This is a genomic window from Polaribacter sp. Hel1_33_96, assembly GCF_002846595.1.
Classification (GTDB): domain Bacteria; phylum Bacteroidota; class Bacteroidia; order Flavobacteriales; family Flavobacteriaceae; genus Polaribacter.
The window spans coordinates 768179-791253 of sequence record NZ_PJMV01000001.1 but is presented as its reverse complement, the minus strand read 5'-3'; the positions used below and the strand labels follow the sequence as shown (position 1 = coordinate 791253).

Annotated in this window: 21 protein-coding genes; 7 read left to right on the top strand and 14 right to left on the bottom strand. The window is 31.2% G+C overall.

The window, feature by feature from the left end:
• The first annotated feature begins 2 nt into the window (after nucleotides 1-2).
• The 4 genes from murQ to ATE90_RS03585 all read left to right on the top strand — a co-directional run bounded on the left by murQ (nucleotide 3) and on the right by ATE90_RS03585 (nucleotide 3495).
• Nucleotides 3-815, top strand: a complete 813-nt coding sequence (gene murQ, locus ATE90_RS03600; RefSeq protein ID WP_036787836.1) for an N-acetylmuramic acid 6-phosphate etherase — start codon at nucleotides 3-5, stop codon at nucleotides 813-815.
• Nucleotides 812-1057 (top strand): DUF6095 family protein, encoded by a 246-nt coding sequence (locus ATE90_RS03595; RefSeq protein ID WP_036787832.1) that lies wholly within the window; start codon nucleotides 812-814, stop codon nucleotides 1055-1057. The genes murQ and ATE90_RS03595 overlap by 4 nt, the downstream gene beginning before the upstream one ends.
• Before the next feature lie 56 nt (nucleotides 1058-1113).
• Complete coding sequence (locus tag ATE90_RS03590) at nucleotides 1114-2121, top strand: DUF6695 family protein (protein WP_081958190.1); 1008 nt, start codon at nucleotides 1114-1116, stop codon at nucleotides 2119-2121.
• 522 nt (nucleotides 2122-2643) lie between these two features.
• Nucleotides 2644-3495: a hypothetical protein gene (locus ATE90_RS03585; protein ID WP_036787829.1), complete on the top strand. Its 852-nt coding sequence runs from the start codon at nucleotides 2644-2646 to the stop codon at nucleotides 3493-3495.
• A 73-nt stretch (nucleotides 3496-3568) separates the two neighbouring features.
• Here ATE90_RS03585 and ATE90_RS03580 read toward each other — a convergent pair whose 3' ends face one another.
• The 11 genes from ATE90_RS03580 to ATE90_RS03530 all read right to left on the bottom strand — a co-directional run bounded on the left by ATE90_RS03580 (nucleotide 3569) and on the right by ATE90_RS03530 (nucleotide 13643).
• A complete protein-coding gene (locus ATE90_RS03580) occupies nucleotides 3569-4915 on the bottom strand; it encodes an OmpP1/FadL family transporter (protein ID WP_036787827.1) in 1347 nt (448 codons plus the stop codon).
• A gap of 129 nt (nucleotides 4916-5044) precedes the next feature.
• A complete protein-coding gene (gene ettA / locus ATE90_RS03575; protein ID WP_036787825.1) occupies nucleotides 5045-6736 on the bottom strand; it encodes an energy-dependent translational throttle protein EttA in 1692 nt (563 codons plus the stop codon).
• A 54-nt stretch (nucleotides 6737-6790) separates the two neighbouring features.
• Nucleotides 6791-6967 (bottom strand): CAL67264 family membrane protein, encoded by a 177-nt coding sequence (locus ATE90_RS03570; protein WP_223267264.1) that lies wholly within the window; start codon nucleotides 6965-6967, stop codon nucleotides 6791-6793.
• 124 nt (nucleotides 6968-7091) lie between these two features.
• A complete protein-coding gene (lpxD, locus tag ATE90_RS03565; protein ID WP_036787819.1) occupies nucleotides 7092-8084 on the bottom strand; it encodes a UDP-3-O-(3-hydroxymyristoyl)glucosamine N-acyltransferase in 993 nt (330 codons plus the stop codon).
• 83 nt (nucleotides 8085-8167) lie between these two features.
• Complete coding sequence (locus ATE90_RS03560; RefSeq protein WP_036787816.1) at nucleotides 8168-10192, bottom strand: NADPH-dependent 2,4-dienoyl-CoA reductase; 2025 nt, start codon at nucleotides 10190-10192, stop codon at nucleotides 8168-8170.
• A gap of 117 nt (nucleotides 10193-10309) precedes the next feature.
• Complete coding sequence (locus tag ATE90_RS03555) at nucleotides 10310-11017, bottom strand: pirin family protein (protein WP_036787814.1); 708 nt, start codon at nucleotides 11015-11017, stop codon at nucleotides 10310-10312.
• A gap of 16 nt (nucleotides 11018-11033) precedes the next feature.
• The gene (locus tag ATE90_RS03550; protein ID WP_036787811.1) at nucleotides 11034-11903 is read right to left on the bottom strand and encodes a pirin family protein; all 870 of its coding nucleotides are present in this window, start codon (nucleotides 11901-11903) and stop codon (nucleotides 11034-11036) included.
• A gap of 107 nt (nucleotides 11904-12010) precedes the next feature.
• Nucleotides 12011-12448, bottom strand: coding sequence for a MarR family winged helix-turn-helix transcriptional regulator (locus tag ATE90_RS03545; protein ID WP_101450820.1), 438 nt, complete (start codon nucleotides 12446-12448; stop codon nucleotides 12011-12013).
• Between the two features lie 2 nt (nucleotides 12449-12450).
• Complete coding sequence (locus tag ATE90_RS03540) at nucleotides 12451-12699, bottom strand: glutaredoxin family protein (RefSeq protein ID WP_036787805.1); 249 nt, start codon at nucleotides 12697-12699, stop codon at nucleotides 12451-12453.
• On the bottom strand, nucleotides 12696-13235 hold the full coding sequence (locus tag ATE90_RS03535) for an NADPH-dependent FMN reductase (RefSeq protein WP_036787802.1): 540 nt from the start codon (nucleotides 13233-13235) through the stop codon (nucleotides 12696-12698). The genes ATE90_RS03540 and ATE90_RS03535 overlap by 4 nt, the downstream gene beginning before the upstream one ends.
• Nucleotides 13236-13643, bottom strand: a complete 408-nt coding sequence (locus ATE90_RS03530; RefSeq protein ID WP_036787799.1) for an OsmC family protein — start codon at nucleotides 13641-13643, stop codon at nucleotides 13236-13238.
• Between the two features lie 394 nt (nucleotides 13644-14037).
• Between ATE90_RS03530 and ATE90_RS03525 the strand changes: the two genes are divergently transcribed.
• Nucleotides 14038-14334, top strand: coding sequence for a hypothetical protein (locus tag ATE90_RS03525; RefSeq protein WP_235317757.1), 297 nt, complete (start codon nucleotides 14038-14040; stop codon nucleotides 14332-14334).
• A gap of 415 nt (nucleotides 14335-14749) precedes the next feature.
• Here the strand turns inward: ATE90_RS03525 and ATE90_RS03520 are convergent, their stop codons facing one another.
• The 3 genes from ATE90_RS03520 to aceB all read right to left on the bottom strand — a co-directional run bounded on the left by ATE90_RS03520 (nucleotide 14750) and on the right by aceB (nucleotide 19377).
• Nucleotides 14750-15337, bottom strand: a complete 588-nt coding sequence (locus ATE90_RS03520) for an NUDIX domain-containing protein (protein WP_052107584.1) — start codon at nucleotides 15335-15337, stop codon at nucleotides 14750-14752.
• 729 nt (nucleotides 15338-16066) lie between these two features.
• On the bottom strand, nucleotides 16067-17698 hold the full coding sequence (locus ATE90_RS03515) for an isocitrate lyase (RefSeq protein ID WP_036787796.1): 1632 nt from the start codon (nucleotides 17696-17698) through the stop codon (nucleotides 16067-16069).
• Nucleotides 17699-17781: 83 nt separating this feature from the next.
• On the bottom strand, nucleotides 17782-19377 hold the full coding sequence (gene aceB, locus ATE90_RS03510) for a malate synthase A (protein ID WP_101450818.1): 1596 nt from the start codon (nucleotides 19375-19377) through the stop codon (nucleotides 17782-17784).
• Nucleotides 19378-19504: 127 nt separating this feature from the next.
• Here aceB and ATE90_RS03505 point away from each other — a divergent pair, with 127 nt between their 5' ends.
• Nucleotides 19505-20989 (top strand): helix-turn-helix domain-containing protein, encoded by a 1485-nt coding sequence (locus ATE90_RS03505; protein WP_180335166.1) that lies wholly within the window; start codon nucleotides 19505-19507, stop codon nucleotides 20987-20989.
• Between the two features lie 38 nt (nucleotides 20990-21027).
• A complete protein-coding gene (locus ATE90_RS03500) occupies nucleotides 21028-22656 on the top strand; it encodes an acyl-CoA carboxylase subunit beta (protein WP_036787789.1) in 1629 nt (542 codons plus the stop codon).
• The last annotated feature ends 419 nt before the right edge of the window (nucleotides 22657-23075 follow it).

Genomic DNA, 23075 nt, shown 5'->3' with positions numbered 1-23075 from the left:
TGATGACTTTTACAAAAACTACAGAACAAGATTCTAAATACAACCATCTAGAAAAAATGACTGTGTCTCAATTATTAACCAATATTAATAACGAAGACAAGGCAGTTCCTTTAGCGGTAGAGCAGGCACTGCCTCAAATAGAAAAATTAACCCAACAAATTGTTGAAAAATTAAAAACAGGGGGAAGACTTTTTTATATTGGTGCAGGAACTTCTGGAAGATTAGGTATTTTAGATGCCTCGGAATGCCCGCCAACTTTTGGTGTTCCTCATGAATTGGTTGTAGGTTTAATTGCAGGTGGAGATTATGCGATTAGAAAAGCCGTTGAATTTGCTGAGGATGCTACAAATCAAGGTTGGTTAGATTTACAAGAACATGCTATTTCTCATAAAGATATTGTTGTTGGCATTGCTGCTTCAGGAACGACACCCTATGTTATTTCAACTTTAGAAAAATGTAACGAAAACAACATTATTACAGGTAGCATTTCTTGTAATAAAAATAGTCCTTTATCTAGCACAGCTCAATTTCCTATTGAAGTAGTTGTAGGACCAGAATTTGTAACAGGAAGCTCTAGAATGAAAGCAGGAACAGCACAAAAACTAGTTTTAAACATGCTTTCTACTGCAACCATGATTCAACTTGGAAAAGTAAAAGGAAACAAAATGGTTGACATGCAACTATCTAATAATAAATTAGTAGATAGAGGTGAAAAAATGTTGGTTGCCGCATTAAACATAGACCAAACAACAGCAAGTACCTTATTACAAAAATTTGGAAGTGTAAGAAATGCTATTCAAAATTATAAACCATGAGTACAGACACAAATTTACTAGGCAAAGGATTAATAAGATTAGGAATTTTAGTATTTCTTTTTATTGCGTCTCCTATACTTTTAACGATGGGCTTTAAAGCTTTTGATAGATTTACAGAATCTCCAAAAATTTATATTGCATACCTATTAATTTTAGTAGGATTTGCTGCTTTAATTTTCACGATTTACTTTGCATTTAAAACTTTTAAAATAATCAGTAATTCTCTTTTTAACAATAAATAAACCAATAAAAATAGAAAATAAAATACATTGTAAAACGGGGAAAAGAATCGCTAAGGATGAAAATAAATAAAATGGAAAATGCCATTATCGTTATATTATCCTTTCCTGATACTATTGTTAGACCCGCCTACAGGGAATATTCAAGTAGAATTTGGCCAAAAATTGGCATAGGCAACAAGCATGCAATTCAAGCAGGGCATTCTGCACTATTATTGATCAAAAAAAATGAATCTGAAATTAAATATTTTGATTTTGGCCGATATATAACTTCTTATGGAAATGGCCGCGTAAGATCTTTTGAAACAGATCCCGAAATTTATATTCCTTTAAAAGCTTCCTTTAAAAATAACGCACTAACGAATCTAGATGACATTTTGTTGTGGTTGGAAAAACATCCTGAAAAAACACATGGAGCAGGAAGGTTAATTGCAAGTGTTAATCATAAAATTAATTATGACAAAGCATTTAACTTTATTTATAATTTAATTGATAAAAAAGAATTTCCTTATGGTGCTTTTATTAAAAATGGCAGCAATTGTGCTAGGTTTGTAACCGATACAATCATAAATTCTTGCACAAAAAAAAGCATCCAACTAAAGTTAAAAAGTTCTCATTTATTAACTCCTAGTCCTATTGGAAATACATTAAAAGGAAGAACAAGTAGAACAGTCTATAAGGTAAAAAACCAAAAGATTAAAGAATATAAAAACCGGTCTATTTTAAAAGAATACAATGCTACTTTCTTTAAAAAATTTGATTCTGAACTTAATTTAATTGGTTCTGAAATACCCGATATAAAAACATTTAATTTAATAAATGGCACCTGGTTATCTGGAGTTGGCAGTGGAGCTTGGTTTAAGGTTGAAGAAAAAATAGATGCTCTAAAGTACAGAATTTCTAGATATACAAGATGCGGTGAAAAAGACTTTGAGGGTATTTTTTTAGCTGATAACCCTTCTTTCAATTTAAGACAAAATCATAGATTTGAGCACCCAACCAATTGCAAAGAAATGTATATAAAACAAAATAATCAGGAATTTATTTTTCAGCAGGTAAAACTATAACTTCTGAATCTTAGAATCCTTCTTAATTTTTATTTGATGCTGCACTAAACTCAAAAGTACTATTTCGTCATTCAGTTACTAATACAATACTAGCCGTAAGGTTCTTGTTTACCTAATTTATTACGTTCATAGATCCTTTCTATTTATTTTCTTTTTAAGATTCATTTTAAACAGAGAAACACCTCTAAAGTAGGAAGTATATAATAGAACAAAGAGAACTAATATTGTATTCATCAGAAATATTATTTAGCAATTCTAATACTTTTTACAAATTTATCTTACTAGCTTCTAACACCTAATAATTATTTATTTCTAAGTTATATTGTCTTAGAAGTAGCCTTAAAATTATATTATTATTCTCTTAAGACACCAGTAAAAACCTACATATCAGTACAATACATTAAAAAATTCCAAATCAGAGAACTTAGTTTACATCTTTTGGCACGTTCTTTGAAATTATGATAATCAAATGCGGAAGCTGAAAAGCGTTTAGAGTAGGCAAAACCATTAAAATCATATATTATGAAAAAAACGGCACTTATATTATTTGGAATGTTGATCATGGTTTCTACCATTGAAGCCAAAACGGGAAACGAAAAACCAAACAGAATTAGGGTAAATTACACTTATGACAATGCTGTAAACTTCATAGAACGTGGAATCGAGTTCTACATTTTTACAAATGGTAATTTTGATTTTAACACGCATCTTGAAAATTCTTATAATGATTATAATAGAAGAATAAATAACAGAGGTGTTCGCGTAAATAGAGATTATAGAGGCAGGATTACAAGAATTGGAAATGCTTTTATCAATTACGATTATAGAGGAAATGTTACTAGAATAGGTAGTATTTCGATGAGATACAGATTTGGAAAACTAACAAAGGTTGGAGATTTAAGAGTGCATTACGATAGATGGGGAAATCCTAATTTTTATGGAAATGTAAGAGATTTTTATTATGATAATGGCATAAGGTTCAACATAAGTTTTGGTGATATTTGTAACTATAATGATAGTTATTTTTATAGAAATGACTTTAAAAGAAATTATAACCAATTTAGAGAGGATCAAAATTTTTATTACTATAAAGCTAGACCTAATGCCAAAATAGGAAAAAGAAGTACAATTTTAAAAAGGAGAAAACCTTCAACCGAGATTGATCCAAGAAAAAAGAGAAAAAGAAATGCTAATAATTCTTATCGAAAACCTAATAGAAACAAAAAAGTTGAGGTTGTAAAAAATACTAAAAAAAGAACCTCTTCTAAAATTAAAAGAGAAAACAGCACACAAAGAGCAGATAAAAATAGTAGCTCTATAAAGACCGATAAAAATTCTAAAAAAAGAAAAATTAGCAGAAAGAGAAGAAGTTAAGAATATAAAAATCAAAAGCCCTATTTTAAAATAGGGCTTTTCTTATTTTCTGCGTAAGTAAAAAAAAAACCTTCTATTCTTTAAATGTATAACTTACACCAAACATCACCATACTTGTTGTCATTTCGTAACCAACTTTAGATTCTGGAATTGCTCCATAAGGATTCGTAGATGATAAATAATTAGGGTTTAACATTGGCCCTTCTGTTTTTCCATCACTAGCACCATAATGATACACACCATTCAACATGAAATTATCAGTTATTGGGTAACTAAAACCTAATTGAAAAGCATTCGCAATAACTGCAGTTGCAGGAATTGAGAAAAATGCCAATTCATCCTCAATAGGATTGCTACTGTATGTATAACCAACTCTTAAAGGTAATTTTTCAATTCCTTTGTATTGAAGTCCAACGGAAAGTATATTTATATTTTTCCATCCAAATCCTGCAACTGAACCAGTTTGGGTCCATCCTTTTTCAGCAAAACCATCAGTATTTTCATAATCAACATATCTGTAATCCATAGCAAAATCAACATCTCCTTTTGAATATCCTACACCAAATGATAATATTGCTGGGTAATCCATATTAAATGAAACATCTGGAGCTACAGAGCCATCCAAATAAGTGTTTTTAAATTCTAAATCCCCAAATGACTGTCCGGTTTTATAGGAAGCTCCTAATTTAATTCCACTTGGTGAGTTGTAAAACACCCCAAACTGTGCCCCAAAACCAAGAGCAGATGCTTTATCACTATTTGGGTACATTTGATCACCTGGAGCACCTGAAGGTGGTGTGAAATCTGGAGAAGATAATGGACTTGGCGCTAACTCTAATGCTCCATAATTAATTGTTGGCTGAATACCTATTGAAAATGTTTCACTTATTTCATATGCCCAAGCCAAACCAACTTGCAATAACATATAATCAGATTCTACACGACCAAAACCAAAAGGTTGCATGTTATTAATTGGATTAAAATTAAACTCTTGCTGTGGAAAAGTAACTCCAAAACCACTAATACCAAAAGCCGATAAACCAAAGGTGTGTTTGCTATCCTCTTTTCCCCAAACCATTGCTAGAGCTGGCATAGGAGAGACACCTCTATCATCCTCAGTAAGACCAGTAATCATATTTCCTGTTTGTTCGCCAGTTGATCCATTAAACTCAAATCCAGTAGAACTTAATTCTGGAGATGAATAGAATAAACCAAAATTAAAATCTAATATTTTACTATCAAAAGTTGATATTGCCGCAGGATTCCATTGTAGAGCTCCGGAAATATCTAAGGGTTGTGCAGTGGCTGCGCCACCCATAGACATATTAACGGCACCAACACCTTGCATAACGTGGCCCGCTTGTCCGTAAACTAATGCTGATAGCATTAGAAACGCAAGTTTTAAAAAATTTTTATTCATAATATTAAGATTAAATTAATACCCTCTAAATTGTAAATGAAACAATTAATTAAAAGTATATATAACCTTTAATTTCAACTATGACCATTGTCATGAAGAGAGCACTAATTCAATAAAAATATATGAAAACTATCTAATTAACTTTCTATATTTAATTCGTTTCGGCATTAAGTCTCCACCTAAACGTTTCTTTTTATTTTCTTCGTATTCAGAAAAACCTCCTTCAAAGAAATATACTTCACTATTTCCTTCAAAAGCTAAAATATGTGTACAAATTCTATCTAAAAACCATCTATCGTGAGAAATAACCACTGCACAACCAGCAAAATTCTCTAAACCTTCCTCTAAAGCCCTTAAAGTATTTACATCTAAATCGTTTGTTGGTTCATCTAAAAGTAAAACATTCCCTTCTTCTTTTAGGGTCATGGCTAAATGTAAACGGTTACGTTCCCCACCAGAAAGAGCAGAGACCTTCTTATTTTGTTCACTTCCAGAAAAATTAAAACGACTTAAATAAGCGCGAGAATTTACTTGCTTTCCTCCCATCATAACTAAATCTTGACCGTCCGAAAAATTTTCCCATATTGTTTTTTCTGGATCAATATTGGAATGTGCTTGGTCTACATATGCAATTTTAGCAGTTTCACCTACCTTAAAAGTTCCCTTATCAGGAGCTTCTTCTCCCATGATCATTTTAAAAATCGTTGTTTTTCCTGCTCCGTTCGGACCAATAATCCCAACAATACCTGCTTGTGGTAAATTAAATTCTAAATTATCGTATAATAATTTATCTCCATAAGCTTTAGATACACCAATTGCTTCAATCACATTTGTTCCTAATCTAGGTCCATTAGGAATGTAGATTTCTAATTTTTCATCAACTTGTTTTTGGTCTTGACTCATTAATTTGTCATAATTTTTCAAACGAGCTTTTTGCTTTGTTTGACGACCTTTTGCTCCTTGACGAACCCAATCTAACTCACGTTCTAATGTTTTTTGACGTTTAGAAGCTGTTTTACTTTCTTGCGCCATTCTCTGAGATTTTTGATCTAACCAAGAAGAGTAATTTCCTTTCCAAGGAATTCCTTCTCCTCTATCCAGTTCAAGAATCCAACCAGCTACATTATCTAAGAAATATCTATCATGTGTTACTGCAATTACGGTTCCCTTATATTGTGCTAAATGATGCTCTAACCAATGCACCGATTCTGCATCCAAGTGATTTGTTGGCTCATCTAATAATAAAATTTCTGGCTCTTGCAGTAATAATCTACATAATGCAACACGTCTTTTTTCCCCTCCAGACAATACTCCAATTTTTTTATCAGAATCTGGAGTTCTTAAAGCATCCATTGCTATTTCTAATTTGGTGTCTAATTCCCAAGCATTGGCAGCATCAATCTTATCTTGCAATTCTGCTTGCTGATTCATTAGTTTTTCCATCTTATCTGCGTCAGAATAAACTTCTTCTAAACCAAACATATCATTAATTTTGTTGTATTCGTCAAGAATTGCAACAGTTTCTGCAACCCCTTCTTTTACAACTTCTAAAACAGTTTTCTCAGGATCTAGTTGAGGCTCTTGTTCCAAATACCCAACATTATAACCAGGAGAAAAAGTTACATCGCCTTGAAAATTCTTTTCTACACCCGCTATAATTTTTAATAATGTTGATTTTCCAGATCCGTTTAAACCTAGAATTCCAATTTTAGCTCCATAAAAGAAGCTTAAATATATATCTTTTAATACTTGTTTACCAGTTGATTGATAGGTTTTAGAAACCTTATTCATCGAAAAGATAACCTTCTTATCGTCGCTCATTATACTTTTTTTTAAATTTAATTTGAAAACTGCTACTGAAAATTGTAGACTTTTTTATACTCTACCCTTTAAGGCATTAAAAACCCAAGCAATAGCAAAAAAACCAACACCAACGGCTGCAAATCCCCAACCTGCAACTTCATTATATCTAAAAGCGCCTAAAGCAATTAATCCTAATCCTACAAGTATCATTATCAATGTTGCCCAAGCAAGCACTGTATTTTTATTCATTCCCATATTATGTAATTCGTTAATTTGTTCGACAAATATCGGTATTTATTTGATACTGTCAAATTATAGATTTGATAAAAAGTCTTATAAATTAGGGGGTTAGAAAGTGTTATAGATTACATACTTAATTTCTTGCAAGTTTACGCAAAGCTACCCACTGTTTCATTTTTTCTCTTGAATCGCATGCTGGATAACCAACTACCGTTTTACCCGCTTCTACGTCACTGATAACGCCAGAACCAGCGCCAACTTTAGCACCAGAATGTATAGTAACATGATCTTTTATAGAAGCACTACCTCCAATAATAACTCCATCGCCTAACGTTACAGAACCTGCTAAACCACTGTTTCCAGCCATTATACAACATCTTCCTAGCACAGAATTATGACCTATTTGCACTAAATTATCAATCTTACAGCCATCGCCTAAGACAGTAGAACTAAATTTTCCACGATCAATGCATGAATTAGCACCTACTTCTACAGCATTTCCAATAACAACATTACCAATATGCTTTATTTTAACTAAGCCTCTACCATCATTACTTGGTCTATATCCAAAACCATCTGCTCCAATACTAACGTTTGAATGAAAAATACAATGACTTCCAATTTTACTTCGTTCTCTAATCACTGTTCCAGACCAAATAACTGTCTCATTTCCAATAATAGTATCATCAAAAACAGAAACGTTAGGGTAGATGATTACATTTTCCCCTATTATTACATTTTTACCGATATAAGAATTTGCACCAATTTTGCATCCATTTCCCACTTTTGCAGTTTTATCTATAACCGCTGTTGGATGAATATCTGCTTCAAAATAGGGAGGTTCCGGTTCAAAAGCATCCAATATCAGTGCCATTGCTAAGTCAGCATTTTTTACTTTAATAAATGCTTTTCCTTCTCCTGGAAGCACCTTAATTCCGTCATATACAATTGCTATACTCGCCTTTGATTTTTCCCAGAAACGAGCATATTTAGAATTTCCTATAAAGGTAACATTCCCCTTTACTGCATTTTCAATTTGCTCTGGAGCGAATATTAAATCTTTACAATTTCCAATAAGTTCACCGTTAACAATTGCTAATATTTCTTTAAGGGAGAATGATTTCATAATTATGATTTTTAAATGTATTCGTTTTTGCGAATACTATACATTTTTTTGATAAGAGTTCCCCATAGCAATTAAAGAAAAAACTAAATTTTGGCCGCCAATATTGCACCTTGTTTGATCGCTCTTTTTGCATCTAACTCTGATGCAAAATCTGCTCCACCAATTACATGTACTTTTTTACCTGCATCCAATAAAGGTTGGTATAATTCTTTAAAAGGTATTTGACCTGCACAAATAACAATATGATCTACTTCTAAAATTTTAGCTTCCTCATTTTGTGTATAATGCAACCCTTGATCGTCAATTTTAGTATAAGAAACATCTCCTATAAACTGAACTTTTTTCTTTTTTAAACTAGAGCGGTGAATCCAACCTGTAGTTTTTCCAAGATTTCCACCAAATTTTCCTTTACTCCTTTTAAACATAAAAATTTCTCTAGATGCTGCATGAATTAATGGTTTTTCTCCTTCAATTCCTGCTCTGGCTTCTAGCGTTTTGTCAATTCCCCATTCTTTTAACCAAGCATCAATATTTAGCGAGGTAGATTCTCCTTCATGTGTTAAATATTCTGAAACGTCAAAACCAATTCCTCCCGCTCCAATTACAGCTACTCTTTTGCCTACTGGCTTTTTAAACTTTAAGACATCAATGTAACTCAATACTTTTTGATGATTAATTCCTTCAATTTTTAATTCTCTCGGCTTAATTCCTGTTGCAACTATAATTTCGTCAAAATCTGAATCTTTTAAATCATCCTCAGAAACTCTAGTATTTAGTTTTAAGCTTACTTGATGAAGTTCAATTTGTTTCTTGAAATAACGTAAGGTTTCATAAAACTCTTCTTTTCCTGGAATTTGTTTTGCAAGATTAAACTGACCACCAATTTCTTTATCCGCATCAAATAAAGTAACCAAATGGCCCCTTTGTGCCGCAATTGTTGATGCTGCTAAACCTGCTGGACCTGCTCCAATTACTGCTATTTTCTTTTGACTTTCTGTAGGATAATAATTCAGTTCTGTTTCATGACAAGCCCGAGGGTTTACTAAACAACTTGCAACTTCTTGTTCGAAAACATGATCTAAGCAAGCTTGATTACAACCAATACATGTATTTATTTCGTCTACTCTATCTTGTGCTGCTTTATTTACCCATTCTGAATCTGCTAAAAAAGGACGCGCCATAGAAATCATATCTGCATCTCCTTCTGATAATATTTTTTCAGCTGTTTCTGGCATATTTATTCTGTTAGAAGTAATCAAAGGAATTGATAATTCTTCTTTCATTTTTTTTGTAACCCAAGTAAATGCACCTCTTGGAACTGAAGTTGCAATTGTAGGGATTCTAGCCTCATGCCAACCAATCCCTGTATTTATAATAGTGGCTCCAGCTTTTTCTATTTCTTTACCCAGTTGAACCACCTCTTCCCAAGAACTACCATTTTCAACCAAATCTAACATTGATAGTCGGTAAATTATAATGAATTCTTTACCAACAGCTTCACGAGTTTGTTTTACCAACTCAATAGGTAAACGCATTCTGTTTTCATATGCACCACCATAATTATCAGTTCTTTTATTGGTTCTTTTTGCAATAAATTGATTGATTAAATAGCCTTCCGAGCCCATAATTTCAACACCATCATAACCTGCCATTTTAGATAATTCAGCACAGTTTACAAAATCTCTAATTGTTCTTTTGATTCCTGATTGTGTTAACTTAAATGGTTTAAAAGGTGTTATTGGCGACTTTATTTTAGAGGGAGCAACATTAAAAGGATGATATCCATAACGCCCTGAATGCAAAATTTGCATACAAATTTTCCCTCCTTCTTTATGAACTGCATTCGTTATTTTTTGGTGCTGTATAGCATGTTTTGTTGAAGACATTCTTGCAGCAAAAGGCCCTGTCCAACCTTGAATATTTGGTGAAATTCCTCCTGTAACAATAAGACCAACTCCTCCCTTAGCTCTTTCTGCGTAATAGGTTGAAATTTTATCAATAGCATTTTTTTCTTCTTCTAAACCTGTATGCATAGAACCCATTAAAATTCTATTTTTTAAAGTTGTAAAACCTAAATCTAATGGTTCAAAAATGTGCTTATATTTCATAATCTTGGAGTTAAATTTATTATGCATGCATAATAGTTTGCAAGATATGTTTATTTTCTGAAAATAAAAAACCAAAAAAATTGATTCTTTGGCTTTAAAAAATTTATAATTTAATTCCTATTTCATAGGAACATCAATCACTAACAATTTACTTAACACATTTGCCTTGATATTGATTTTTTCTTTTTCCGTAATTCCAATGGCATCTCTTTTTTCAAGAGTTTCATCCTCTATTAATACTTCTCCTTCAATTAAGAAAAAATAAGCTCCATTTTTTAAATTGTAAGTTGTTTCGAAGCCTTTATCTAAATCAATCATCGAAATATATCCTTGCTGGTTTATTGGCAAAGAACCTGCAACCAATTTATCTTTTGGGGAAACTAAAACTTGAAATTTGTTTTTTCTTTCTATCGCTTTAAATATTTTTTGATTGTAATAAGGCATTATATTTTCTAACTCAGGAATAATCCAAAGTTGTAAAAAATTTACAGCCTTTGTTTCACTGTCATTAAATTCTGAATGTGTTAAACCAGTTCCTGCACTCATAACCTGTACTTCCCCAACTTCTATAGAACGTTTATTACTCATACTATCTTTGTGAGATAAGGCTCCAGAAATAGGGATAGAAATAATTTCCATATTTTTATGAGGATGTGTTCCAAACCCCATTTTTGGTTCCACAACGTCATCATTTAAAACGCGTAACATCCCAAAATTCATTCTTTCTAAATTTTGATAACTTGCAAAACTAAATGTATGATGTGACCGCAGCCATCCATGATTTGCATGACCTCTAGATGCTGCTTTGTGTATTATTTTATTCATGATTTAACTTTCTTGATTAATACAAATACCCCATTTTACCCTTCTGATAATCGCGCATTGCTTCCAAAATTTCTGTTTGAGTATTCATTACATAAGGTCCATATTGAGTAATTTTTTCTCCAATTGGTTCTCCTGATAAAACCAATAGTGTACTTTCTTTTTTTGCTTCAAATTGAATGGTATTTCCATCTTGATTAAAAGTAACCATTTGGCTTTCTCCTTTCCTGAGTAGTTCTGAAGTATTCACTAAAATTTCACCAACTAACAAATAAATTAAAGATTGATGCTTTTCTGGAATATTAATTTCTAATTGTCCCCCTTTATTTGCTTTTAAGGTAAAAACGTTAACAGCCGTCTGAGTTTGTATCAAACCAGATTCATTATTTTGATTACCTGCAATAATATTTAATTGCACTTTTTTATCCTCAGAAAAAATTTTTGGTATTTGTTTTTCTTCTAAGTGCTGATAATTCGGTGTCATCATTTTATCTTTTGCTGGCAAGTTTAACCACAACTGAATTCCCTCTAAATCTCCCCCTTCTTTCACAAATTCTTTAGTTGGCCCCTCAGCATGGATAATTCCATGACCTGCTGTTGTCCATTGAACATCTCCAGCTTTCACCACCATTTCATTTCCTAATGAATCTCTGTGTAATTGCTCACCCTTAAACAACAATGTTATTGGTTCAAAACCTCTGTGCGGATGCGGCCCTAAATCAAACGGATTGTTAAATTCTGATATCGCATAAGGCCCATAATGATGCAACAATAAAAACGGATCTACATTTTCTATTTCTTCCGTTGGCAATGGTTGACGCAATTTTATTGGCCCCATATTTACCATAGGACTTGTAACTTTATGCTGTATTGTTTTATATTTTTTCATAATTAAATAATCTATTAGCTCTCGATACAATTCTGATAAAAAATACTAGTCACTCAAACTAACATTCTATAGATACTTCCCAAGGAAAATATTTTTAAAAATTTTTTCTATCTAATTTTATCTAAAAGATTGCTTAAAGTAATGGCTTCTTCATCTGTTAATTTTTCTAAAAAAGACACCTTTTCATTGTCATCTATAGTAGATAATAAATCCAACCCAGATAGCGTTATTTTTACAAACACTACTCTTCTGTCATGCTCACAGCGCTCTCTTTCAATTAAGTTTTTATCACACAACTTATCCATTAAACGAGTTGCATTTGGAGCTCTTTCTACCATTCTGTCTTTCACAATCTGAACCTTAATTTTATCTTTAGCACCCCTTAAAATTCTTAAAATATTGTATTGTTGTGGAGAAATTCCATAAGGTTTAAAAAACTCATTCTCCCTGCTATTTAACCAATTAAAAGTATATTTTATATTGATTAATGCCTTTACCTTACAGTTTATAAACTTAGAGTTGATATCTTTAGAAATGTCTCCCATAATTATGCTCTTAATCTTAAATCTTGCATTATTTTATTAAATTCTTCAGTTGTTGGCGTTAAATAGATGGTATCATCTACAAATAAAGTTGGAAATTTAACAACTCCATCATATAGTTCTTTGCTATGTTCTCTTGCTTCAGCATCCTTAGAAACATCTTTATATACATAAGGAACATCGGTTGAATTTAAAAAATTTTTAAAAGCAACTGTATAGGCATGTCCTTGTTTCCCGTATAAAACTATTTTCATATGGATTGATTTACAGCATTCTCAAATTTATTTACTTGTTCTTTTAATGATATTAATAAATTTTCATGTATGATTTTACCATCTTTAAAATTATCGTAGAAACTTGGAAAAGAAAAAGAAATTAGTTCTTTAGCACCCATTCTAGAGAATGATTGAACTCCTGTTTCTAAAACTGTTTGCCCTCCCCTACCTCCTGGTGAAGTTGCCATTAATAATAATGGTTTATCTCTAAAAAAATTCTTTTCTATTCTTGTACTCCAATCAAAAACATTCTTAAAAGCTGCAGCATAAGATCCATTATGTTCTGCTAATGAGAGGATAAATCCGTCATAATTATCCAACAAAGAAGTAAACTTTTTTGCATCTCCTGGAAATCCATTTTGTTCTTCATCAATGCTATAAATCGGTAAAGTGAAATCTTTTAAGTCTATCACATCAAAAGAGGTGTTTTCTAACTTCTCTCCAGCAAAAATTGCTAATTTTTTATTGATAGATGTTGAGCTCGAGCTTCCTGCAAACGCTAATACTTTTTTCATTTATATAATTTTTGATTCCATTTTTGTTTCTCCTTTTATCATTTTTGCCACTGGACATTTCCCTGCAATAACCAACAACCTCTTTTTTTGATCTTCAGTGATTTCTTTTTCAAAGGAAATATCTTCAACCAACCATTTTTTAATTCCTTCAGAAGTTGACTCTTCTTTTTGAGAAACATTGACAGTTATTTTACCTACATCCCATCCTTTTCTTTCTGCATACATTCTTAAGGTTATTGAAACACAACCGCCTATTGCAGTTAATAAGTATTCAACTGGTGTTGGGCCGTTATCGTCACCGCCAGAGCTGACAGGTTCATCAATTACTAAAAAGTGATTTCTTGTTTTAACTTCAGCCAGATAGTTTTTATTTGTTAAAACTACTTCAGCATTTTTATCTCTAAGCATTTTTAATTTTTTTATCAGTTTTGTAAGAGGTAATTAAAAGAATTATTGTGAATGCTGCTTCCTTCTGTTCTCCGTCTCCAATCATAAAATGTGCAAAAAAAGCATTAATAAGGTTAATAACACTATAGAGATATAGTAAATAATCTTAGTAATTTTCATCTTGTACCTTTATAAATTCAAGACAAAATTACAAAATAAAAATTTATTTACCAAGGAAAATAAATCCAAGGAAATATTTAAAATGGATTTTACTTAAAATGGATGTTTTTACGGTTGATATTCTATGATAAAAAAACTAACTTAACTTACTTTAAATATTGGTTATTAAAAACGATGTATATTCACTAATAGGTTTTAGTCAATTTAGACTCTAAATTAAATCTAATCAAAAGTTATGAATCAAATGACATCAATTAATGACCAAAAAACTGAAAACCAAAAACAATCAATAAAAGCAAAACAAAATGAATCAAATGGAATAGGGAGCGCAGGATTCGTTTTTGCATTAATTTCCATATTTATTGCATGGATTACATTTTTGGGTTGGATAATATGGCTTCTTGGATTTAGTTTATCTTGGGCAGGAATTTATAAAAAACGGAATAAACTAGCAATAGCTGGACTTGTTATCTCAATTCTAGTACTTATTTTTTATCTTGTATGTTTTTCTTTTATATTATTCATTTTTTAATCTTTAATAAACTGTTTAAAACAACAACAATAATTCATTGGAGCGGATTTTCCTACTCGAAAATTCTTTTCTTACAATGATAATTTAATGTTCTAGAATGTCTAAGAGGACAAACCCATAACTAAACTTATAAACGAAATATGCCTAAAAAATGAAAACAGAAAACTTTACTTATCCATTTTTATTGAATCGATTTTTTTCTGAAGATGTTGTATTTCTTGAATCTTATTTTGCTGTTTAGATAACAATTGAATGGAATCTATTATTTGTTCATTTTTTTTCTAAAAAACTTCCCGAATCCAGTCAATTTCATCAACAAAAAACAACATGAAATTAGTTACTATAAAACCTATTTTTACTAAATATTTAGTATAAAATTCCACTAATTTTTCATAAAATAGGAACTAGCTAACTCCTATATAAATTGATTTATTTCCAAATACTGTAATAATAAAATGGTTCTTGCATCCATAATCTCTTGTGTTTTAATCATTTTTAAAGCATCTATGAATGATATTTCTATTACTTCTATTTCTTCATTTTCAATTGCAAGACCTCCTCCATTTTCTGTTTTGTCTTCATCTTTATATTCACCCACAAAAAGATGTACTTTTTCTTTCACAATGCCTGGTGATAAAAAAACAGTGCATACTTTTTTTACTTCTGATATTCGATAACCAACTTCCTCCTCCGTTTCACGAATCACACAAGTCTCTGGAGACTCATTTTTATCAATTCCACCGCCAACAACTTCGATAGAAAATCCTTTTGAAATACCTGCCACAAAAACGGGCATTCTAAATTGTTTCGATAAAATTACTTTTTCTGTTTTAGTATTATAAAGCAAAATTGCAACTCCATCACTTTTTCCATAAACTTCATGAAATACATTTCTTGTTTTTCCGTTTTTAAACGTAAAATCAAAATTAAATTGCTCTAAAGTACCCCAAATACTGGAAATAACTTTAGAGGTAACGTTACTAATTTTATCTTTAACTTCCATCTTCAAAACTTCTTTTTACTTTTAAACCCATATTTAAATACTTTTTAGTGTCATCCGTTTTTCTCTATAATTTATATCTGTTGTTATGATAACAAAATCTCTTTAAACCATTATATCTTACCCTTTAATTTTAAGAAAAACGAATCCTTTCATCTTCATATCATCAATTTTTACAGCAGCATAAATGGTGATATACAACATACACTAGCATAAATATTTTTACAAATAAAAAACTTCTAAACAGAAAAAAATTGAGCAATTTTTAGATAACAAATTTCGTTATTTTTTTTTAATTAAAAGAAGTATTACTTTAAATATGTACAGCTATAAAACCCTTTTTTTTAGGCCAATTCTAAGTACTAATTTTATGATTTGAGATCACAACTAATTTTACACAGTCTTTTAAATAAATAGATTAATATGTAAAAAAAAGCTTTATTTTATTCTTAACAAATCCATTAACTTTTCAAGATATTAAATCTCAATTAAGAGAATAACATTTTATACCTCCATTTAACGTGCACTTAGATATTGACAACTAAGGCTAGCTAGGAAAATACATCAAAAGACTTCTCCTTCAATTGATTACTAGCTAAACGTCAGCTTAATTTCTTCAGGTAAAACAAAACTAACTATCAAATAAAAGAACATTTTTCTTTGATTAAAAATAAGAAAATCCTCTTTGAGCAGCTCAAAGAGGATTTTTTAATTATGAATTCCGTAAATTTATTAAGCTACTTTTGAAATTTTATTTCGTGTTTTTTTAACCTCTTCAGAAGCTTCAAACTGATTTGAAGTATTGTTCTCTCCTCCTGCTTTTAAAGCTTTATCACCAGCAAAAAAAGTTTTATGATCATCACCTAAATCAGAACCTGCCATTCTTTGATGTTTTACACATGAAACTCCTTTTCTAATTTCTTGTCTTTGAACACCCTTTACATAGGCTAACATTCCTTCTTCACCAAAATAACCTTCCGTAAGATCATTCATATGCAAAGCTGTTGTATGATACGTTGGCAAAGTAATTAAGTGATGGAAAATCCCTGCTTCTTTTGCCCCATCAATTTGAAAAGTTTTAATTTTTTGATCTGCACGATAACTTAATTCAGAAGTATCATATTTGACATCCATTAAATTATTTCTATCATAAGCTGTCATATTTTCTCCCTCAGAAAGCATTTCTTCAAATACTTGATTTCGGAAATTAAGTGTCCAGTTAAATGAAGGCGAATTATTATACACCAACTTAGCGTTTGGCACAACCTCTTTTACTCTATTTACCATATTTGCAATTTGCTTTACATTTGGTGTTGGTGTTTCTATCCATAATAAATCTGCCCCATTTTGTAAACTGGTAATACAATCTAACACAACTCTATCTATATTAGAACCTTCTTTAAATTTATACAAACCGTTGGCCAATCTAATTGGACGTACTAATTTACCATCTCTTTTCAATAGAACATCATCTTCTTTAGCATCCTTAATTGCTATTTCTTCTGCCTCAACAAAAGCTAAATATTTAGAAGCTAAACCTCCTGGCTCTTGACTTACTGGTAGTTTCTGAGTTAGACCTGCCCCTTCAGAATCTGTTCGTGCTACAATAATTCCATCATCCACACCCAACTCTAAAAATGCATATCTAATGGCATTTAATTTAGCAATAAAATCTTCATGCGGCACCGTTACTTTTCCATCTTGATGGCCACATTGTTTTGCATCTGAAACTTGATTTTCAATTTGAATCGCACATGCTCCTGCTTCAATCATCTTTTTAGTCAATAAATAAGTAGCTTCTTCATTTCCAAAACCTGCATCAATATCTGCAATAATTGGAACAATATGAGTTTCGAAATTATCTATTTGATCTTGCACATCTTCTCCATTCTCTAATCGTTTAAATAAATCATTCAATTCAATAGCATCTGCTTGACGAAGAAAATCATAAATTTCGCTTATTAATGATGGCACAGCCGTTTTTTCGTGCATAGATTGATCTGGTAACGGCCCAAATTCTGAACGCAATGCAGCAACCATCCATCCAGACAAATACAAGTATCTTTTATTGGTTGTTTTATGATGTTTTTTTACAGCAATCATTTTTTGTTGCGCAACAAAACCATGCCAGCAACCCAAAGATTGTGTATAGTTAGATGAATCCTCGTCATATTCTGCCATATCCTTTCGCATGATAGCTGCAGTATATTTAGCAATATCTAAACCTGTTTTAAAACGATTTTGAGTAACCATTCTTGCTGCACTTTCAGAACTTATTGCATTCCAAGAATTACCATATTTTTCTTTAAGATTTCTTACAGTTTCTAATGCTGAACTATAATTCGTTTGTGATAATTTTTTCATAATTTTGTCTTTTGATTATTAAGGTTTCTAGATTTTGATAATTTCGTCTCGCACACTATTGCCGTAGTTGCGAGACATTTTTTTTAAATATATTTATATGCTGATAGTGTTAAAAACTCTTTGTACTCCTTTGATAAAACTAACTGATCAAAGAGGTTAATTGCTAATTCAAATTTTCCATTTAAAAAATTAGTTTCACCAACTAATTCTTGAATTTTCTCTAATTCTTCTTTTTTTAATTGCTGATACATTTCTTCCCTAAAAAAGCGCCCATCTTCTAATTGAATATTATGGTTTAACCAATGCCAAACCTGAGTCCTAGAGATTTCCGCCGTGGCAGCATCTTCCATTAAATTATATATTGCAGCCGCTCCGTTTCCACGTAACCAACTTTCTATATATAAAATACCTACATTAATGTTTTTTCTAACGCCATCTTCAGTAATGGTTCCTTTTGGCATTTCAACTAAATCTTTAACTCCAACATTTACATCAAATCTTTTTACATGAATTTGATTTTTTGTCATCATGTTTTCATTAAATACGTTCATTGCTAAAGAAACTAATCCTGGATGCGCAACCCAAGTTCCATCATGTCCATTTTTTACCTCTTGCTCTTTATCTGCATACACTTTTGCGAATGCATTATTATTCGCTAATTCATCATTTTTAATCGGAATTTGTGCTGCCATTCCTCCCATCGCATGCACTCCTCTTTTATGGCATTTTTGAATAACCCTCAAAGAATAAGCTTTCATAAAAGGTGTTTTCATTGTTACTTGATCTCTATTCGGTACCATAAAATTTTGATGATTTCTAAACTTTTTGATGTAAGAAAAAATATAATCCCAACGACCACAATTTAATCCAGCCATATGATTTCTTAACTCATAAATAATTTCATCTAACTGAAAACTTGCTGTGATCGTCTCTATTAAAACAGTCGCTTTAATTGTGTTTTGAGGAATCTTTAGATATTCTTGGGCAAACACAAAAATATCATTCCATAACCTTGCTTCTAAATAGTGCTCTAATTTTGGTAAATAAAAATAGGTAGCAGAATTTTGCGCTTGTAATGCTTTAATGTTATTAAAAAAATACAACCCAAAGTCTACAAAAGAACCAGACATTTCCTCACCATCAACAGTAAAATGTTTTTCATTTAAATGTAAACCTCTGGGTCTCACAAGTAACGTTGCCGTTTCTTTATTTAATTGATAGGTTTTATCCTTTTTCTCATCATAGAATGAAATTGTTTTATTGATAGCATCTTTTAAATTAATTTGACCCTGCAAATTATTATGAATGTTTGGAGAATTACTATCTTCAAAATCTGCCATAAAAGTTTTGGAACCAGAATTTAAAGCATTAATTACCATTTTACGCTCTACAGGACCTGTAATTTCTACCCTTCTATCTAATAAATCTTCCGGCAAAGGAGCACAAACCCAATCAGATTCCCTTATTTCTTTTGTCTCTTTTGGAAAAGAAGGATAATTTCCGGCATCAAAATAAGCTTGTTCAGCTTCTCTATCTTCCAATAATTTTAATCTTCTTTGATTAAATTTTTCATGTAATTCTAATAAAAACAATTGAGCCTTGTTAGTTAAAACATCTTGATACGCATCAAACTTAAATTCTTTAAAACTGATTTCTTTAATAATACTATTTTCTTCCATAATTAGAATATTTTAATTTCTACACTACAATGATATAAAATATATTTGAACTCCACAAGCGAACGTTCGCTAAATAATATAAAAATATTAATTAAATTAATTCGCTATTTATTCTTATCTTTGATTTATGATGATAGAAGACGAATACATACGATTAATATTTGGCTTAAAACTGAAGCAAATAAGAACAGAGAAGAACCTTTCTCTTTTTGGTCTAGCAAAGTTATCCGGACTTTCAAAATCGTATTTAAATGAAATTGAAAAAGGAAAAAAATATCCAAAAACAGATAAAATATTATTACTTTCTGAAAATTTAGAAGTTCCTTATGACCATTTTGTATCTTTAAAACTAGATAAAAACCTTGCACCTATTGGCGAAATTTTACAATCTAAAATTTTGAAAGAAATACCACTAGAGCTATTTGGTATCAAAGAGAATAATCTAATAGACATCATTGCAAACGCTCCTGCAAAAGTTAATGCGTTTATAAGTACAATTATAAAAATTGCACAAAACTACAACCTAACAAGAGAAAGCTTTTTTTTAGCATCTTTACGTTCGTACCAAGAAGCGCACAATAATTATTTTGAAGATATTGAAAATGATGTAGAGAAATTTGCCAAATTATATCATATAAACTTATCAAAAAGAATAAATTCCAAGGATTTAGAAGAAATTTTAATCGAAGAATTTGGATACAAAATTGATGACAAAGAACTTTCTAAACACGACAATTTAGGTGTTTTGAGAAACATTTATATCCCAAAAAAGAAAATACTTTTAATTGATAAAAACATTTCTGAAGCACAAAAAACATTTATTTACGCAAAAGAATTGGCGTACAATCATTTAAAGATTAAAGATAGACTTTACACTTTCCCTTGGATTAAATTTGAAAATTTTGATCAAGTTTTGAATAATTTTATTGCATCTTATTTTGCTGGCGCTTTAATTATCCCAAGAAAAAATTTAACAGAGAAACTAACAAACTTCTTTGAACAGGAAGACTGGAAACCTTTAAAACTGCATCAAATAATTAAGAGCTTTAATTGCTCTCAAGAAACTTTTTACCAACGTTTAACAAATATTTTACCCAAGTTTTTCAAAATCAAAAATTTATTTTTCTTACGTTTTACACACAAAGAGAATTCACCAGAATTTAAACTAAGTAAAGAACTACACATAACACAACAACAAGCACCTCATGCAAACAGAAAAAATGAGCATTATTGCAGACGTTGGATATCTATAAAAACAATTCAAGACTTAGAAAATTCATCCAAAGAAAGAGCAACTTTTGGCATTCAAATTTCTTCTTACGAAAATCAAAAAAACGAATATTTAGTACTTTCTTCGGCAACTCCAGATCCTTTTAAAAAAGCCATTAACAGAAGTGTAAGTATTGGAATGTTACTTTCTCCTCACTTAAAAAAGAAACTTACTTTTCTTAAAGAAAACACTTTTCATAAAAATATTGTTGGCGTTACCTGTGAAACCTGCGCCGTAAAAAATTGTACAGAAAGAATTGCAGAACCAACTCGCTTAGAAAAGGAAAATCAACATAAGGAAATAGCTAAAACAGTTGACAATATTATCAATTCTTACAGTTAAAATTTTCTTATTTTAGCATCTTATAACAACTATTTTTTATGGATATCAACTTCAATAAAAACGAAGATTACAATAAACTTTTAGTCTCAGATTTACGCAAACGTTTTGTGAAAGTAAAATTAGGTGGTGGTCAAAAGAGAATTGACAAACATCACGCAAATGGCAAAATGACTGCAAGAGAAAGAATTGATTATTTGTTAGATAACAAGTCTAAATCTATCGAAATTGGCGCTTTTGCTGGTGAAGAAATGTATGCAGAACATGGAGGCTGCCCTTCTGGCGGAGTTGTTGTGAAAATTGGCTACATCAGCGAAAAACAATGTATCGTGGTTGCCAATGATGCTACCGTAAAAGCTGGAGCTTGGTTTCCTATTACTGGAAAAAAGAATTTACGTGCTCAAGAAATATCCATAGAAAACAACTTACCTATTATTTACTTAGTAGATTCTGCAGGAGTTTACCTTCCAATGCAGGATGAAATTTTCCCCGATAAAGAACATTTTGGACGAATTTTTAGAAACAATGCGGTAATGAGTAGTATGGGAATTACTCAAATTTCTGCCGTTATGGGCAGTTGCGTTGCCGGTGGTGCCTATTTACCAATTATGAGTGATGAGGCATTGATCGTAGATAAAACCGCAAGTATTTTTTTAGCTGGAAGCTATCTGGTAAAAGCTGCAATTGGTGAGAGTATTGACAATGAAACTTTAGGCGGAGCAACTACACATTGTGAGATATCAGGGGTTACAGATTACAAAGCAAAAGATGATAAAGATGCTTTAAATAAAATAAGATTTATAATTGATAAAATTGGTGATTACGACAAAGCTGGCTTTAGTAAAAAAGAAGCATTTCCGCCAAAAGAAAAAGAAGACGATATTTTCGGAATTCTTCCAAAAGAAAGAAACGCGCAGTATGATATGTTAGAGATCATAAAACGTTTGGTGGATAATTCTGAGTTTGAACAATACAAAGAAGGTTATGGAAAAACCATTTTAACTGGTTATGCAAGAATCGATGGCTGGTCCGTTGGTATTGTTGCTAATCAGCGAAAATTGGTAAAAACAAAGAAAGGGGAAATGCAATTCGGTGGCGTTATCTACAATGACTCAGCGGATAAATCAACTCGTTTTATTGCGAATTGCAATCAAAAGAAAATACCTTTAGTTTTCCTTCAAGATGTAACCGGTTTTATGGTTGGCTCTAAGTCTGAACATGGAGGAATTATAAAAGATGGTGCAAAAATGGTAAATGCCGTTAGCAATTCTGTAGTTCCAAAATTCACAATAATTATTGGAAATTCTTACGGAGCAGGAAATTACGCTATGTGCGGAAAAGCATACGACCCAAGATTAATTGTTGCTTGGCCAAGTGCAGAACTAGCAGTTATGAGTGGTAATTCTGCTGCAAAAGTTCTACTACAAATAGAAACAGCCTCACTTAAAAAACGAGGTGAAAAAATTACCCCTGAAAAAGAAGCTGAGCTATTTGACAAAATAAAATCTCGATATGACAAGCAAATTTCTCCTTATTATGCAGCCGCAAGAATATGGACAGACGCCGTTATAAACCCATTAGACACGAGAACTTGGATCTCTATGGGAATAGAAGCTGCCAATCATGCTCCTATTAAAAAGCAATTTAATATGGGCGTTTTACAAGTTTAAAAGAATCTATGCCAGCACGCAGAAGACTATTTTATTACTTTTTTACTTAAAATCTTATGCTCAGTATTTTGAAGCTGAATTGCATTTTATGAATGAAACAACTAAAAATGGAATTGCTCGAATTAATACTTTAAATGATAAAACAATTTACAAGGATCATAAAAATTCAAAAAAAGAAAAATACAATCATAAAAATAGTAGTAATTTAATATTAAAAAAAGATTCTATTTCTCATTCCTTTCGTTACAAAAAAACGTGAGGCAAAAGAGCTCCAAAATTACTCCAAGTAATTATAGAGAACGATAATTTATCATTGTGTGCTATTGCTATTGAATCTAACTATTTACATACTTTTGGTTTGATAGGCGCTCTAGCAACAAAAATTGTAGACGCTAATAAAATTAATTACGAGTATTAAA